Origin of the sequence: Lentibacillus sp. L22 (genome assembly GCF_040812445.1) — a bacterium.
Taxonomy (GTDB): domain Bacteria; phylum Bacillota; class Bacilli; order Bacillales; family Amphibacillaceae; genus Lentibacillus_C; species Lentibacillus_C daqui.
Genome location: NZ_JBFNXI010000026.1, coordinates 1 through 14355, shown reverse-complemented (window position 1 = coordinate 14355; position 14355 = coordinate 1). Strand labels below are relative to the sequence as shown.

Genomic DNA, 14355 nt, shown 5'->3' with positions numbered 1-14355 from the left:
GAATTCCATGATATCATTTGTTTAATTAGCCTTATCTCAAAGCTTTTTAGCTAAAGCATGTTCAGCTTCCAACCATTCACCATTTTAACCTTCTATTTTGTGATCCGGTCTTTCCACAGTATCTTGCAATGTTTGAATTTTTTCCACTAACACTTGACGTTACTTGATAAGGATTTCTTTTCGTTCTTGCAAACTCGAGTCCCCTTGCTCAAACAGTTTCAAATAATCCTGTAGCACATTTATTGGTAACCCGGCATTTCGCACACCCCTTCACTTGTTACATCTATACAATGCAATTAATAGCGGTTTCCTTTAAAATATAGGTATATTTCAATTGCAAGGGGATAAAAAATCATGAAACCGAAAATACAAGATGTAGCAAAAGCGGCAGGCGTTTCTCCTACGACTGTTTCCAGGGTACTCAATGATCGGGGTTATATCAGCCAAACAACCAGGGAAAAGGTGTATCAGGCGATGAAAGATATAAATTATGTGGCAAATGATGTCGCTCGTTCGCTTTATAATAAACGAACCAATTTAATAGGAGTGATTGTACCCTCGACAAGTAACCCGTTTTATGGGGAGCTTGTTTCAGATATTGAGAGTATTTGCAATACCAAGGGGTACAAGGTGCTTCTCTGTAATAGTCTGCATCATGCGGATAAGGAAACGAAATACTGGGAAATGCTTTTAAGAAATCAGGTTGATGGTGTGGTCGTTGTAACATACAATCGGGGGCTAATTGATGACCAGCAGCAATTGCCGGCCGTTGCGATTGATCACTATCTTTCCAAAAATATCAATGTTGTCAGCTCCGATAACTATACAGGCGGGCAACTGGCAACGAGAGAACTATTAAACAAGGGCTGTAATAAGATCATACATATCAACGGAGCATCCTCTCTGGAAACACCTGCTAACGATCGAAGGTATGCATATGAAAATGTGATGAATGAATTAAATATGAACCCGATTACTTATGAAGTACCTGATGTAGCTTTTCTCGAAAAAAATATCGAAACGATTAAAAAACTTTTTCACGATCACCCGGATGTCGATGGAATCTTTGCAAGTGACGATTTGATTGCCATTAATGTCATCCAACATGCAAAAAATTTAGGCTACAAAATACCTGAAGATTTAAAAGTGGTTGGATATGATGGCACGAAATTAATCAGATCCATCTATCCAGATTTAACAACGATTGTCCAGCCAATTGCTTCTATTGCCGAAACCGTTGTTGACGTCCTGGACCAGCAAATTGCCGGCAAAGAAACAGCTAAAAATGAAACCATCCTCCCTATCAAACTATGGCATGGCAACACCACATAACCATGCCATTTTTTTACGCCTATTGTTTTCTCGGTTGATAGGAAAAGAAAGGCCGAGCAGAATCAACCGTGAGGACAGCCATCATACATTTTCGTATAAAATTTATGTCAACCGGTTGACATGTTTAAATAATTATACGAAAATAACGTTAAGGAATTTCGTTAACGTTTTCAAATCATTCATTGAGAGGAAGATCATGATGTATTATCAAGAACCGCTTCGACCGCAAATCCATTACTCGCCGGCAAAAAACTGGATTAATGATCCAAACGGGCTGGTTTACTTTGACGGAGAATATCATTTGTTTTATCAAAGGAATCCTTTTGGGAATGATCATCATCATATGCATTGGGGGCATGCAGTAAGTGAGGATCTTTTTCATTGGAAAGAGTTAGATATTGCATTGGAGCCGGATGAGCTTGGAACGATATTTTCAGGATCTGCTGTCGTTGATACAAACAACACATCAGGATTATTTAATGGCCCCAATGGTGGGCTGGTAGCCATCTTCACGCATGATGGGACAAGCCAGCAACAAAGCATTGCCTATAGTGAGGATAAAGGAAGAACATGGACAAAATATGAACATAACCCAGTACTTCCAAATACGGATATAAAAGATTTCCGTGATCCAAAAGTGTTTTGGCATCAGAATACACAAAAATGGGTGATGCTATTAGCATGTGGTGATCATATTCAAATCTATACATCTCCCAATTTAATAGAGTGGTCCTATCAATCTTCTTTTGGACAAGACTATGGATCGTATGAAGGGGTTTGGGAATGCCCGGATTTATTCCCATTATCTGTTGAAGACTCGTCCGAACAAGTGTGGGTTTTGATTGTAAGTATGAATGCCGGCGGACCAAATGGTGGATCAGCCGTGCAATATTTTACGGGTGATTTCGATGGTGTGCAATTTTATCCGAATGAGTCCCCTGATGATCCACTTAAATGGGTGGATGATGGCAAGGATTTTTATGCTTCTATTACTTGGTACAATACTGAAGAGACATATTGGATTGGCTGGATGAATAATTGGCAATACGCAGGTGTCGTACCGGTTTCACCTTGGCGCAGCTCCATGAGTATCGTTCGGCAACTGTCACTTAAAAAGGTAAATGATAAGTATGTATTGAAGCAGCAGCCTGTTGTTCCTAGTGTGAATGTGAATCATAAGCAAAACAATGACGTTACCATTAAGGAGGGAACCAATCAACAGCTCCCGATTTCATTGCCTGCAAGTGTTAACATCACAATAAACGAAAAAAGTAATAGCAAATGTTGGGGATTAATCTTGATCAGCGATAAAAATGAGGAATTTACCATCCACTTCCATTTAGATAAAGATATATACACCTTTGAGAGAAGAGATGGAAGCATTGACTTTTCAAGTGATTTTCCCGGTAATATTACTGGTTCACTAAAAGGGCTGGCAACCAATCAAGTTTTTTGTCTTTTAGATTATTCATCTATTGAAATATTTGTTAATGGTGGAGTTTCGGTATCAACCAATGTGATGTATCCAAAAGGAAAGATAAATCAGATTCGGGTTTTTTCAGATCATAAAGAGCTTGTTTTAGATGACATAGAAATAAACGAATATCCCTCCATCTGGTCTTCCAGGGAGAGTCATGTATAGGTAACTTCAGAATATCAGGGAGGAAAAGTTAGCGATTTACCTCCCTAATCGACTAAAAAAGGAGTTAAGCTAAAGATGAATTTTTTAAAAAATAGTAAGTATTGGTTTTCGTCTGGTTACCTGTTTTTATTCTTTGTTACATGGTCGATTTGGTGGTCGTTTTATGCTATTTGGCTAAATAACAGCTTGGGATTAACGGGTGCTCAAGTTGGAACGATTTATTCCTTCAATTCCTTTTTCGCACTGTTTTTTATGATTTTGTACGGGTATATCCAGGATAAATTGGGGACGAAGAAGAATCTTGTCTGGTTTCAAAGTGTTGTGCTCGTGTTTATTGCTCCTTTTGTCATCTATGTCTATGAGCCACTGCTGTTAAATCAATTTTATCTGGGAGCCATATTAGGTGCAATCTATCTTGGTGCCGGATTTGTTGCCGGTGCGGGATTTCTGGAGTCCTATACGGAAAAATTGAGTCGAAAATATGATTTTGAATTTGGCAAATCACGTATGTGGGGATCGCTGGGATATGCAGTAGCAGCGATTGGTGCAGGTTCTTTGTTAAGTATTAATCCACATATTAATTTCTGGATTGCTTCCTGTACCGGCATATTATTTTTTATACTGAACATCTTTTTTAAAGTAGAAGTTTCGGAAACCGAGAAAAAAAGCGTCTCCAACATTTCGATGAAGGATATTCGCTTCCTATTCACCAATAAAACATTTTGGTTTTTGATTATTTACTTATTTGGCACTGTTTGTATCTATACCGTTTACGATCAGCAGCAATTTCCTGTGTATTTTGTCAGCCTTTTTGCTGATCAAACCTATGGTAACACGATCTATGGTGTGTTGAACTCGATTCAGGTTTTTGTAGAAGCACTTTTTCTATTTTTAGCTCCATTTATTGTAAATAAAATTGGGATCAAACAATCATTGGTTTTGGCGGGAACCATCATGGCTTTCCGTATTATTGGATCAGCTGTCCTGACAAGCGGAGTTGGTATATCGTTTGTAAAAATGTTGCATGCGGTAGAACTTCCAATCCTGTTAATAGCAGTATTTAAATATATTGCCGCCAATTTCGATGTTCGTCTGTCTGCAACGGTCTACTTAATCGGTTTTAAGGTTTCTAGTGAAATAGGGGTTATTCTCTTTTCTTCACTTGTCGGTTATGTTTATGATTTAACCAATTATCGAACAACATTCTTTATTTTGGGATCTATTATCATACTCTTTGTCATCTTCTCCATTTTTACGTTAAACAACAATAACCGGGAAAAGAGATTGGATCATGAAGAATTTGCATCGGCAAAATAAGTACCGTTCATTGGAAAATATTGAGTGGCTTGGCGTCTATGTCTGGCGAGGGAATCTTTTCCGAGCGAATCAGCCCAAGCTTGAACAGATTTACCCCGACCTTGACCGGCTGCTTGGCATCCAAATTTTCAAGCCCATTTCTAAAATAATGCCTTTTAGAAATGGGCTTGAAATGGCCGTATAACCCCCATCAACAAGCAAAGTTGTACCATTAACAAAACTTACTTCATCACTTGCAAAAAACAGGACAGCCTTTGAATTTCTTCCGGGTTTCCAAGTCTGCCCTGTGGATGAAGGGAAGCTAGTATTCTGGAAATACCATTATTTACACAAACTGCTCCCCTCTCCCTTCCATATATTCTATTTGATTCAAAATATGTATTGTCGGTTAATATTCATTAATTATTATTATTGCAAATTATTTCATAATAAAGACAACCATGCTATAATATATATAGATACTTCTGACTTTTCTCCTATCTGTCTGCATGGTTATTTTCACATTTTATCACGCATTTGATGAAAAAGTGGCGTCCTTCTTCATCATCAGCAAATGAATACGTTTAGACCGTATTAGAAAAATTCAAATAAGGTGGTTATCTATGGACAATATCAAAAGTACCATATTAGAAGTTATTTATTCCATTTTACCGATTACTGTTGTAATTACAGCATTGCAATTCACACTAGTATGGCTGCCAACCGAAACGTTCTTGCAATTCTTGATCGGAGTCGTGATGGTGGGAATTGGACTCATTCTATTTTTATTAGGGGTTAATGTCGGATTGTTACCTGTTGGGGAAATGATTGGTTCCGCTTTATCAAAGACAAGGAAGCTGTGGATTATTGTCTTCTTCGGCTTTTTGTTGGGAATTGTGGTGACTGTAGCTGAACCGGACGTACGTGTGCTTTCCCATCAAGTTGATCAGGTATCAAGTGGAGAGATCCCCAGAAGTATTTTAATTCTTGCCGTTTCCCTGGGTGTCGGTATCTTTGTTGCACTTGCAATGATTCGCATTGTTTTTAGCATTAACATCGTCTACATATTGGCATGCGGTTATGGCATTATTTTTTTGTTAGCAGCGTTCTCGCCTCCCCAGTTCGTACCTATCTCCTTCGATTCCGGTGGTGTAACAACGGGGCCATTAACGGTTCCATTTATCCTGGCCTTGGGAGTCGGTGTGGCCCCAGTTATGCGGGGCAAATCCTCATCAAGTGACAGCTTTGGTCTGGTGGCGCTTGCTTCTATCGGACCGATCTTATCCGTGTTGCTGTTGGGGGTGATTTACGGATGAACATACAGGTATTCAGAGGATTCAACGAAATTATGGAGGAAGTTGCCACGGCATTGTCACCGCTATTTATCTTATTTTTGCTGTTTCAATTTATCTTTTTACGATTACCATGGAAAAAACTAATAGACATTGGCGTTGGCTTTATCTTAACGTTTTTCGGTCTTTCTTTCTTTTTACAGGGCGTGCATATCGGGTTTCTGCCTATTGGTGAGCTTATGGGGAAAAGTCTGGGCGCTTTATCTTATAGCTGGGTGTTAATTCCAATCGGGTTTATCATCGGATTTTTCGCCATATATGCTGAACCAGCCGTTACCGTTTTAATCCGGCAAGTTGAAAAAGTATCGGGTGGTTACATACCTCAGAAAGTTTTGCTCTACACGCTTTCGGTTGGTGTAGGCATATCGATCGTACTTGCCATATTGCGTTTACTTTTTGGCATTTCCCTATGGTATTTTATTGTTCCAGGCTATATAATAGCATTAATCATGGTAAGGTTTTCATCCAAAACATTTACATCCATTGCTTTTGATTCAGGCGGTGTGGCAACCGGGCCTATGACAGCTACATTTATACTGGCGTTGTTTGTCGGAATCGCAACTCAATTGGAAGGACGTGATCCGCTTCTTGATGGCTTTGGTATGGTAGCATTGGTAGCGCTTGCTCCAATCATATCCGTACTAACACTGGGAATCTTATACAGTAGGAAGGAGAAGGGTCATCATGGCAATGACACAGCCGGGGCAAAAGTTAATCATTACGATCGTTAGAAAGGAAAAAGCCAAAAAAGTTATCCAGGCATCCAAAAATGCTGGGGCAAATGGTGGCACTGTACTAATTGGTGAAGGGATCAGGCTCAATGAAAAAAAGCGAATCCTCGGCATCCCGGTAGAACGAGAAAGAGAACTCATCTTAACGCTTGTTTCCAATCAACGCTTTCCTAACGTGATGAATGCTATTATTGATTCGGTAAAATTAAACAAGCCAAGACAAGGGATTGGTTTTGTGATAGACACCAAGCAGGTTGCGGGAATCTCCCATATGGTGGGTTGGGATGCAGATGACGAAACCATGGATAAGGAAGGTGTTACGATCGCAATGGAAGAGCAAAAGATTCTATATGACCTTGTAGTGACCATTGTCAACAAGGGAGACGCTGAGAAAGTCGTTGATGCTACCAGAAAGGCAGGCGCAGAAGGTGGAACAATTTTGTGCGGTCGTGGAACCGGTGTTCATGAACAAGCCAAGCTGTTTAACATCCTCATCGAACCGGAAAAAGAAGTCGTGTTAACACTAATCAACAGGGAAAAAACAGATCAAGTAGTAGAAACCATTGAAAAAGATGCAGGAATCAACAAACCAGGTAAAGGGATTTCCTTTGTTCTGGCAGTCGAAAAAACAGTGGGGATTAACCATATTTTAAACGAAATGATCGGTAAAAGACTGAGGGAATAATGTCTGTACCGACTCTTCGGATAAATTGTATTACTCAAAATATATGAACGACCACCTGTTAAAGCGGTGGTCGTTTTACTATCTATTGGTTCCATCATCAAGGTTACGTGACCTTTATTTGCTGATCGTGGGGTATGTGAGAGGCCACTATGAACACCCCACCTTGTAATAATTCTGCTTACTGGATCAACTTTATTCCTGGTTCGATCAACTTTGCTACGTTCTCGATCGACTTTGCTTCTGGTTCGATCAACTTTGCTACGTTCTCGATCGACTTTGCTTCCGGTTCGATCAACTAGCCAAAGTCCTTGCACATTTTTGAATGCATCAGTATGTTTAATGAAGCCTCATACTAAAAATCTAACTAAACCGCTAAGTCCTACTCTACTCCAACAACTTCAGGGGAGTTATGCCTTGGTGGCTGGAGATCTTGCGGAATTAAACTCTCATACTGATCCCCATCAAGTCGATTTTTAAATTCTTCCTGTGCTTGGGATAGTAACTCCTTATCCTCTAACACGCGAATAGCTGTACAAGCCATTGTTTTTCCTGCAAGCAACATTCCTTGGTGTGCATAGTTCTGCTTTCCTTGCGCTACCACTTGCCATGTATGGAAAGGAGTGGCAAATGCCCATGTAGATGTGTAGCACTGAGCTGTTGGTACATTCCAGCTAACATTTCCAACATCGGTAGATCCGGTCATAAATGATAATTGATCCGAGTAAGGAAGAATCACATCAGCAATCGGCCTTTCATCCAATTTGGAAGCAAACTCCTTATCGAGTGATGATTTGGCGGTTTCTCTATCTTCATCGGAAAAAGTGTGATAGATTGCCTTGGCAAATGCAATGTCCTGGTCATCCAATTCCGGAAATCCCAATTCTTTCATCTGTTGATGCATGACCCGTTCCAATGCACTGTTTGGAATCAAATTATGACAAGATCCTTCGATTTGATGTTCCAGTTCTGTTTCCGTCATTAGGGCCGCACCACGGGCAATATTTTCTACACGTTTGTAAAGATTTTGTACCTGTTCCGGTTTAGGGGATCTAATTAAATATGTAACCTCTGCTTCCTTTTGTACAACATTTGGTGCCAAACCTCCGGAATTCGTAACAGCATAATGAACGCGAGCATCATCAATCATATGTTCACGCATATAATTAACACCAATATTCATTAATTCAACGGCGTCCAAGGCACTTCTTCCCAGATGTGGAGCCGCTGCAGCATGGGCACTACGACCTTTAAACGTAAAGGTTGCGTGAATGACGGCGTTTGAGCTCGTATGCGCCACGGTATTCATTGTATAAGGATGCCAGGAAAAAGCAACATCAAGCGAGTCAAATACACCCTCTCTGGCCATAAACGCTTTTCCATAGCCGCTTTCTTCTGCAGGGCATCCGAAATATTTAACAGTTCCTGAAAGATCATTGGTTTCCATGTAATCCTTAACGGCTACTGCGGCGGCTAACGAGCCCACACCAAGCAAATTATGTCCACATCCATGCCCATTCCCTTGTGGTGTGACCGGATCATACGAACTGCTTCCAGATTTTTGGCTAAGGCTTGCAAGCGCATCATATTCTCCAAGTATACCGATAACTGGCTTTCCTTTACCGAAACTAGCTATAAAGCCGGTTTCAAGCCCTGCAACATCCCGTTCTAATGTAAACCCTTCATCTTCCAGCGCATTACTCAATAAATCCGCTGAACGAAATTCATCAAACCGCGTCTCGGCAAACTCCCATACCTTATTGGCCAATTCCTTGAATTTTTCATCCTTGTTGTCTACCAATGCTGATATTTTTTCTGTTACATTCATGATAATATATCCCCTATCTTTAAGTATATTGACTGTACTATTTTACAGGCGCAGTTATACACCGCTCACCGGCCACTTTCGCCTTTGAAAATCTAAACAAGTCCTTGTACTCGCAAGATAATCTCAGCTATAATCGCGGAGCCAAGGAATGTACCCAATAAAACACAGGTTCCAACAATAATACTCCGCCAACCTAATTTGGCAAAATCAGCCCATGAGCGTCCAACAGCAATTCCCGCATAAGCAAGGATTGGTGTCGTTAGAGCGAGTGTGTTCACTTCTTCGGTCCATTTAATCACATATTCTGATCCAGGTATGACCGGTAAAGAAAGAATCATACCAATCACACCCATATAAACAATGGCAGGCAGGTTAAGTGGCAGAACTTTTTGGATGACCAATCCGGCTAAACAAACGAGAATGATAATAATCATCCCGGGAACTGATGTTAATGGCATAACTTGATATCCAACCCAATTGCCAATAATTGCAATGATACCAACCACTGCCAAGACAAAAGTCCATTCCTGAATACTCTTTAACATACGTCATCCCCCTACCTTCGCTTTAGCTTTACCATCCTGCTTTGCCTTGCCAGCTTTAAATTTTGACAGAAAACCATAGAGCTTTTCCGTCATTGGAAGTGCAATAAAAATACTTACATATAATCCCGTGGTTATCGAAATCAGGTTGCTGACTGCCGCAAAGGCCATAAGACTTTCCTTCATATCGGGAAACAAAGAGACCAAAGAGCCGCTTGCAGCCGCCATCATACTTCCACTTCCAACCCCTGATGCCATAGCAAACGCCAACGGATGAATCGGTGTAAAGGTAGCCAGCAGCCCGGCAGCCAAGCCCAGGAACACAGCTCCAAATAAGGTTCCATAGATATACATAACCATGACACCCCGTCCTTCCGGAGAATTGAAACCGTATTTATCCGTGATCAAAGCCAAATTCCCTTCTCTTCCCAGCGAATGGGTCATTCCGATGCTCTCCCTTTTCATACCGATAGCAATCGCCACTGGAAGTCCCAGAAATATCGTGCCAAGGTTCCCAATTTCCTGTAGCAATAATGCTGGCCCTGCCTGGACAATTTCCGGAATTGCCGGGCCAATCGCAAAACTAAATTTGGCAACTAATAAACTCACCGACAAAAACACAAGCGTTTCGGCGTTTTTTGACGTTTTCTCTTTTACCACAGGTGTGAAATACAGTGCTACACCGAAGACCATGGCATAAAGCATAGGCAATAACAGTAGAACTCCCGGCCCCAATGGGATTTCATGTGTTCCGATCCATTCTGCCAATAGGGTCAAAATTAAAACAATTAAGTGTAAACGCCAATCTTTCCAGAGTTTGGGCTGCTTTGCTTCCACTTTTCTTTTCCCTCCTTTTAACCATTGCATGGTGCCACTCTACTTACATTCCAACATTCATTCTACAACAGGGAAACCCTATTACTTGTAATATTCGGATAATAATATAGCTATAGTCCCGAACAAATCTATTACAACGATTTCGTTCATTTGAGGTTCATTTTCGGCTATGTCCTTAATTTTAATTTAAACATTAATTTTAGTCAATATGAAACTATTAAAAAATTATAAACAGACAGAGATATCTCATTCTATTATAATAAGATCCGATATAATTTTCTTGGACGACCACGAGGATGAGAACTTTCCTCACCAATTACTTTTGCATAACCTTTTTTCTCCAATTGGGTTAATATTCTCCGTACACTCCTAGGTAAAATATGCAGATAACCAGCAAGGTCGTTGGCTGTCAGTTCCGCTTTACCCACTTTCGTTACAATGGCGTGAATTTTGCTTAGCGTGGAAACATTGAGCGAAGTCTGTTCACTGATTGCTTGCATTTCCCTGGAATTAACCGAGTAACTAATATACTCCGGCAAGCCTAAGGGACCATTGATTGTTTTATCCTCAAAAACAACCATCCAGCTCCCTTTCCCATGTTCTTTCGCATTTAACAGCGCATTTCGGGCATATATCTCCGCCTCATAAGCTGACTGGCCAATACCAATGCCGCTTGTAACTTTCTTCTCTATGATCCAATTGGTTTCTTCCATATCAGGTATCATGGAAAAATAGTCCGTCACGTCGCGAAGGATGCCCCGGGTTGTAAAAATGAAATAATGTCCGAATCCCACGGCCTTAAACGAACCTTGTATCCGCTTTGCATATTGAAGCAGTTTTTCTCTATAACCAATTTCGATATGATATATGTCGTCTGATGAATATGTATCTTTCGCGGAAGAAATTAATTCATCTATCTCAAACGTTTGCACCGCAATTTGCCGATCTTTAAAACGTAACATTTCATATGTCCGCAAAGCCATGTTTAACACCGATTCAATTGCAGAATTAGCATGTCCTACCCGAAATACCTGGACATCGGTTTCTTGTAGTTTCGTATGTACTTGCCATGCACACGTTACAGCCGCTTTTGTTTTCCCCTTTTTTGCTAGACAATAATGATGTGCAACTGCTTCATCAATGTTAATCTTGTCATCCGGATTTATTTTTGAATACAAATATTCAGGCTGTAATACACAATTCAGTTCTGAAAAAATTTGTTTTAATTCTGATACCGTAAAACCATCAAAACTAAGTTCGTCTATATTGATACCATAGTGATACAAAATATGATATAACGTTTTGTATAAGCTGGCTCCTTTATATGGAACAAAGAACATCGGCTGATTAACCTTTCCCCATTTCTTTGCAATTGAATACGGATAAACTCCAGAAAAAAACCACATATCTACTTCATGCTGATGTGTTTTTAGCAAATCAATCACATCTTCAGGAAAAAAGTGGACAAATGGTATACAGTCAAACTCAGTATGTTCTTCAACGACTGATTTAATTTTTTCCACATTATCTTCAGATCCGATTAGCCCCAATCTAATCTTCATGTTAAATCACTTTCCTTATGCTTTTTTGCTTCCTCAAAATCTACTATAGCACCATTCATGGAATCTGGGTACAGGTTGATTATCAATTGTAAAAATAATTAAATCCGTACTATATTTTTTGTTTAGTCACAACTTTAAACAAAATACTTTGCTGATTGATTCTTGTTTGTTACATTCTAGGACAGAACTTTTCCTGGCCTTTCATTTTAAAAATTAAACGTGTATTGGTTTCTTACTGGAAAGAACCTGAAACAAATTCTCCTTTGAACAACGTAGCTACCCGCTTCGATCTTCTGGCAACAGCTTCTGCAGAACAAGATGCGTCAACAAATACGATATTTGCTTCATCTCCAACATTCGGCCAATTCAGTTCGCCTTTAGAATGAAGTGGTGTGTTACCACCAGTAATATAGTGAAGTGTTTGTGCCAATGACTGTTCATCTACCCATCCAGAGATTTCTGCCAAACGACCTGGCTGAGCAACTTGCATCAACGAAAAAGAGATTAGCCTTGTCTCCTCTATTTGGCCAGACACGTTCTCCTTCTTTATTTAAAGGGGTCACGCCTCCCGTAATAAATCCCAGAGTTTGTCCAAGTGAACGTTCATCACTCAGGCCAAAACGTTCCGCCAATGTTCCGGCCTTTTCCAAACTGTCACCTTTTCCAAAGGGAGACCAGTGATCTGTGATACTATCATCGCCAAGAGATACCTTGACTCCTTTTTCCCGCAAGAGAGTAATCGGAATTGTTCTACCTATGGGAACCGAGGATGTAATCGATATCCCTTGATATGCGAGTAACTCCGCAATTTCACCAGTTTCCTTGGGTGAGACATCTGCCAAAGCGAAGGCATGACTGATGGTAACTCTACCTTGCCATCCGGCTTCTTCTGTCAGAGCGGCTAATCGCTTAAACGTAAAAATACCAAGATGTCCCGGGTCGTGTAAATGTAGATCAATGTCTGCATCGGCTTCAACAGCAAGGTCCATTACCGTCTGCAAGGACTTCTCTATATTTTCGTCAATGGATGCGGGATCAACACCACCTACTAACGAAGCACCATTACGCAGTGCTTCTCTAACAAGTGAAACAGATTGGCTGCGTAATAACCCATGCTGCGGAAAAGCGACAATTTCCACGGAAGCTTTCCCATTGTAGGTTTCCGCAGCTTGTACGGTTGCTTCCAAATTTTTCAACCCGATAACAGGGTCGACATTGCAATGCGTACGAATATGAGTCGAGCCTGAATGCAAAAGCAAACCCAGCAATTTTTCCGCCCTTTCCTCCGCCACAGGAAGCTGACGTGGAAGCAATTTTTCTTCTTCTTCCAATCGTGTTAAAATACCTTTCGCCGGAATCGTCGGCGCTTTCCATGAACCACCGTAATACGTTTTATCAAGATGAATGTGCATATCCCTAAAAGAAGGGAGCATGAGGTAATCTTTCGCATCGTGGTTAGGTAAATCCGTTATTAGCGGCTTTTCGGCTGGAATAATTTCGTTGATCTTCCCGTCTTCCACCTGTACATGAAATCGTTCTGTTTTTGTACCAGTTATCGAATCATGTTCATATTGGTAGCCCGTTTCCAAGCGAACATTCGTTAACCAATAAGCTTTACCTGTCATATTTATTTGTCCTCCCCTCGCATACCTATATTTTTACAAGACATAATGTGAAACTTTTATCAGCGATTTACTTGTCAGGATCCCCAATCAAGCACCAGCTTCTTTCAATATCCGTTCTATTTCTTGAAATCCACGTTTTTGTGCATGTTGTAAAGGGGTAACTCCATCTCCATCACTAATATTAACATCGGCTCCATGGTCAACTAATAGCTGTACGATTTCTTGATGCTTCTTACCGCCATCACCCAGAATGATAGCTTCCAGAAGCGCTGTCCAATGTAAATTGTTGATGTGATTGACATCCGTATCTGAATGGGTTAACAGTTCCTCCACAACATCAACATGTCCGCGTTCGGAAGCCGGAATGAGAGCCGTTCCGCCATACCGATTCGTTAGCGTTGTATCAGCCCCGGCATTAACAGCAAGTTTTACAATTTCAAGAAACCCTTCCGCTCCTGCATACAAAAGCACATTATCCTGATTGTTATCACGAATATTGATGTCTGCACCTTGTTGAATAAGTGCCTCAACTGTATCCGGCTTATTGCTGTGGGTCGCTGCTATTACAGCTGTTCTCCCATTTTTATCAGTTGCATTAATGTCCGCGCCATCTTTAAGGAGTTTCAGAACATTTTTCGTGTCACCTTGTTCAGCGGAGTCAATTAGTTTTTGATTCATCGTGTTTTCCTCCTTTTCTTTCGATATGTTTTCCGGGGATTCTGGTGTTGACTGACAAGCGGTGAGCAAAAAGACAAACAGAACAGTAAAAGTTATTCGCCTCACCATCATAGCTACTTTTTCCTCCTTCACAAATAGGGTACCATGGGGCTAACTATATGGAAAATATAAATAAAATTATTTTTGGCTCTTCACCAAAATCAATGGTTGACACACTAGGTGCAACTATGCTAATTCACGGTTGCACT

The 14355-nt window shown here is 40.5% G+C and carries 14 protein-coding genes and 1 pseudogene; 7 read left to right on the top strand and 8 right to left on the bottom strand.

The features are described 5' to 3' along the window. Positions 1-354 precede the first annotated feature (354 nt). The 4 genes from ABRT01_RS11875 (at position 355) to ABRT01_RS11860 (ending at position 4475) form a co-directional block, all read left to right on the top strand. Positions 355-1332, top strand: a complete 978-nt coding sequence (locus ABRT01_RS11875; protein ID WP_269409976.1) for a LacI family DNA-binding transcriptional regulator — start codon at positions 355-357, stop codon at positions 1330-1332. Positions 1333-1528: 196 nt separating this feature from the next. Continuing rightward, positions 1529-2974, top strand: coding sequence for a glycoside hydrolase family 32 protein (locus tag ABRT01_RS11870; RefSeq protein ID WP_269409977.1), 1446 nt, complete (start codon positions 1529-1531; stop codon positions 2972-2974). A gap of 75 nt (positions 2975-3049) precedes the next feature. Continuing rightward, a complete protein-coding gene (locus tag ABRT01_RS11865; RefSeq protein ID WP_269409979.1) occupies positions 3050-4291 on the top strand; it encodes an MFS transporter in 1242 nt (413 codons plus the stop codon). Continuing rightward, a complete protein-coding gene (locus tag ABRT01_RS11860; protein WP_269409980.1) occupies positions 4266-4475 on the top strand; it encodes a hypothetical protein in 210 nt (69 codons plus the stop codon). Before ABRT01_RS11865 ends, ABRT01_RS11860 begins: the two co-directional genes overlap by 26 nt. On the opposite strand, the pseudogene ABRT01_RS11855 reads toward ABRT01_RS11860, so the two are convergent. Further along, positions 4466-4647: pseudogene (locus tag ABRT01_RS11855) on the bottom strand (SDR family oxidoreductase); the annotation flags it as partial. The gene ABRT01_RS11860 and the pseudogene ABRT01_RS11855 sit on opposite strands and share 10 nt — an antisense overlap. A 246-nt stretch (positions 4648-4893) precedes the next feature. Here ABRT01_RS11855 and ABRT01_RS11850 point away from each other — a divergent pair. Genes ABRT01_RS11850 through ABRT01_RS11840 form a run of 3 tightly spaced genes read left to right on the top strand, consistent with a single transcriptional unit; the run spans position 4894 to position 7038 of the window. After that, positions 4894-5586 carry a DUF1538 domain-containing protein gene (locus tag ABRT01_RS11850; RefSeq protein ID WP_367747378.1) on the top strand — a complete coding sequence of 231 codons (693 nt, stop codon included), beginning with the start codon at positions 4894-4896 and terminating at the stop codon, positions 5584-5586. Further along, positions 5583-6353, top strand: coding sequence for a DUF1538 domain-containing protein (locus ABRT01_RS11845; protein ID WP_269409982.1), 771 nt, complete (start codon positions 5583-5585; stop codon positions 6351-6353). The genes ABRT01_RS11850 and ABRT01_RS11845 overlap by 4 nt, the downstream gene beginning before the upstream one ends. After that, positions 6307-7038 (top strand): P-II family nitrogen regulator, encoded by a 732-nt coding sequence (locus ABRT01_RS11840; protein ID WP_269409984.1) that lies wholly within the window; start codon positions 6307-6309, stop codon positions 7036-7038. The genes ABRT01_RS11845 and ABRT01_RS11840 overlap by 47 nt, the downstream gene beginning before the upstream one ends. Before the next feature lie 379 nt (positions 7039-7417). On the opposite strand, the gene ABRT01_RS11835 is transcribed toward ABRT01_RS11840, so the two are convergent. The 7 genes from ABRT01_RS11835 to ABRT01_RS11805 all read right to left on the bottom strand — a co-directional run bounded on the left by ABRT01_RS11835 (position 7418) and on the right by ABRT01_RS11805 (position 14107). Then, positions 7418-8863, bottom strand: a complete 1446-nt coding sequence (locus tag ABRT01_RS11835; RefSeq protein WP_269409986.1) for a M20 family metallopeptidase — start codon at positions 8861-8863, stop codon at positions 7418-7420. A 92-nt stretch (positions 8864-8955) separates the two neighbouring features. Further along, the gene (locus ABRT01_RS11830; protein ID WP_269409988.1) at positions 8956-9408 is read right to left on the bottom strand and encodes a hypothetical protein; all 453 of its coding nucleotides are present in this window, start codon (positions 9406-9408) and stop codon (positions 8956-8958) included. A gap of 3 nt (positions 9409-9411) precedes the next feature. Beyond that, on the bottom strand, positions 9412-10242 hold the full coding sequence (locus tag ABRT01_RS11825; protein WP_269409990.1) for a DUF3100 domain-containing protein: 831 nt from the start codon (positions 10240-10242) through the stop codon (positions 9412-9414). A gap of 254 nt (positions 10243-10496) precedes the next feature. Continuing rightward, entirely contained in the window at positions 10497-11804 is a 1308-nt protein-coding gene (locus ABRT01_RS11820) for a helix-turn-helix domain-containing protein (RefSeq protein ID WP_269409992.1), read from the bottom strand. 232 nt (positions 11805-12036) lie between these two features. Next, positions 12037-12234 (bottom strand): hypothetical protein, encoded by a 198-nt coding sequence (locus tag ABRT01_RS11815; RefSeq protein WP_367747371.1) that lies wholly within the window; start codon positions 12232-12234, stop codon positions 12037-12039. 7 nt (positions 12235-12241) lie between these two features. After that, positions 12242-13429, bottom strand: a complete 1188-nt coding sequence (locus ABRT01_RS11810) for an amidohydrolase family protein (RefSeq protein WP_269409996.1) — start codon at positions 13427-13429, stop codon at positions 12242-12244. Positions 13430-13516: 87 nt separating this feature from the next. Then, positions 13517-14107 carry an ankyrin repeat domain-containing protein gene (locus ABRT01_RS11805; protein ID WP_269409998.1) on the bottom strand — a complete coding sequence of 197 codons (591 nt, stop codon included), beginning with the start codon at positions 14105-14107 and terminating at the stop codon, positions 13517-13519. Positions 14108-14355 lie beyond the last annotated feature (248 nt).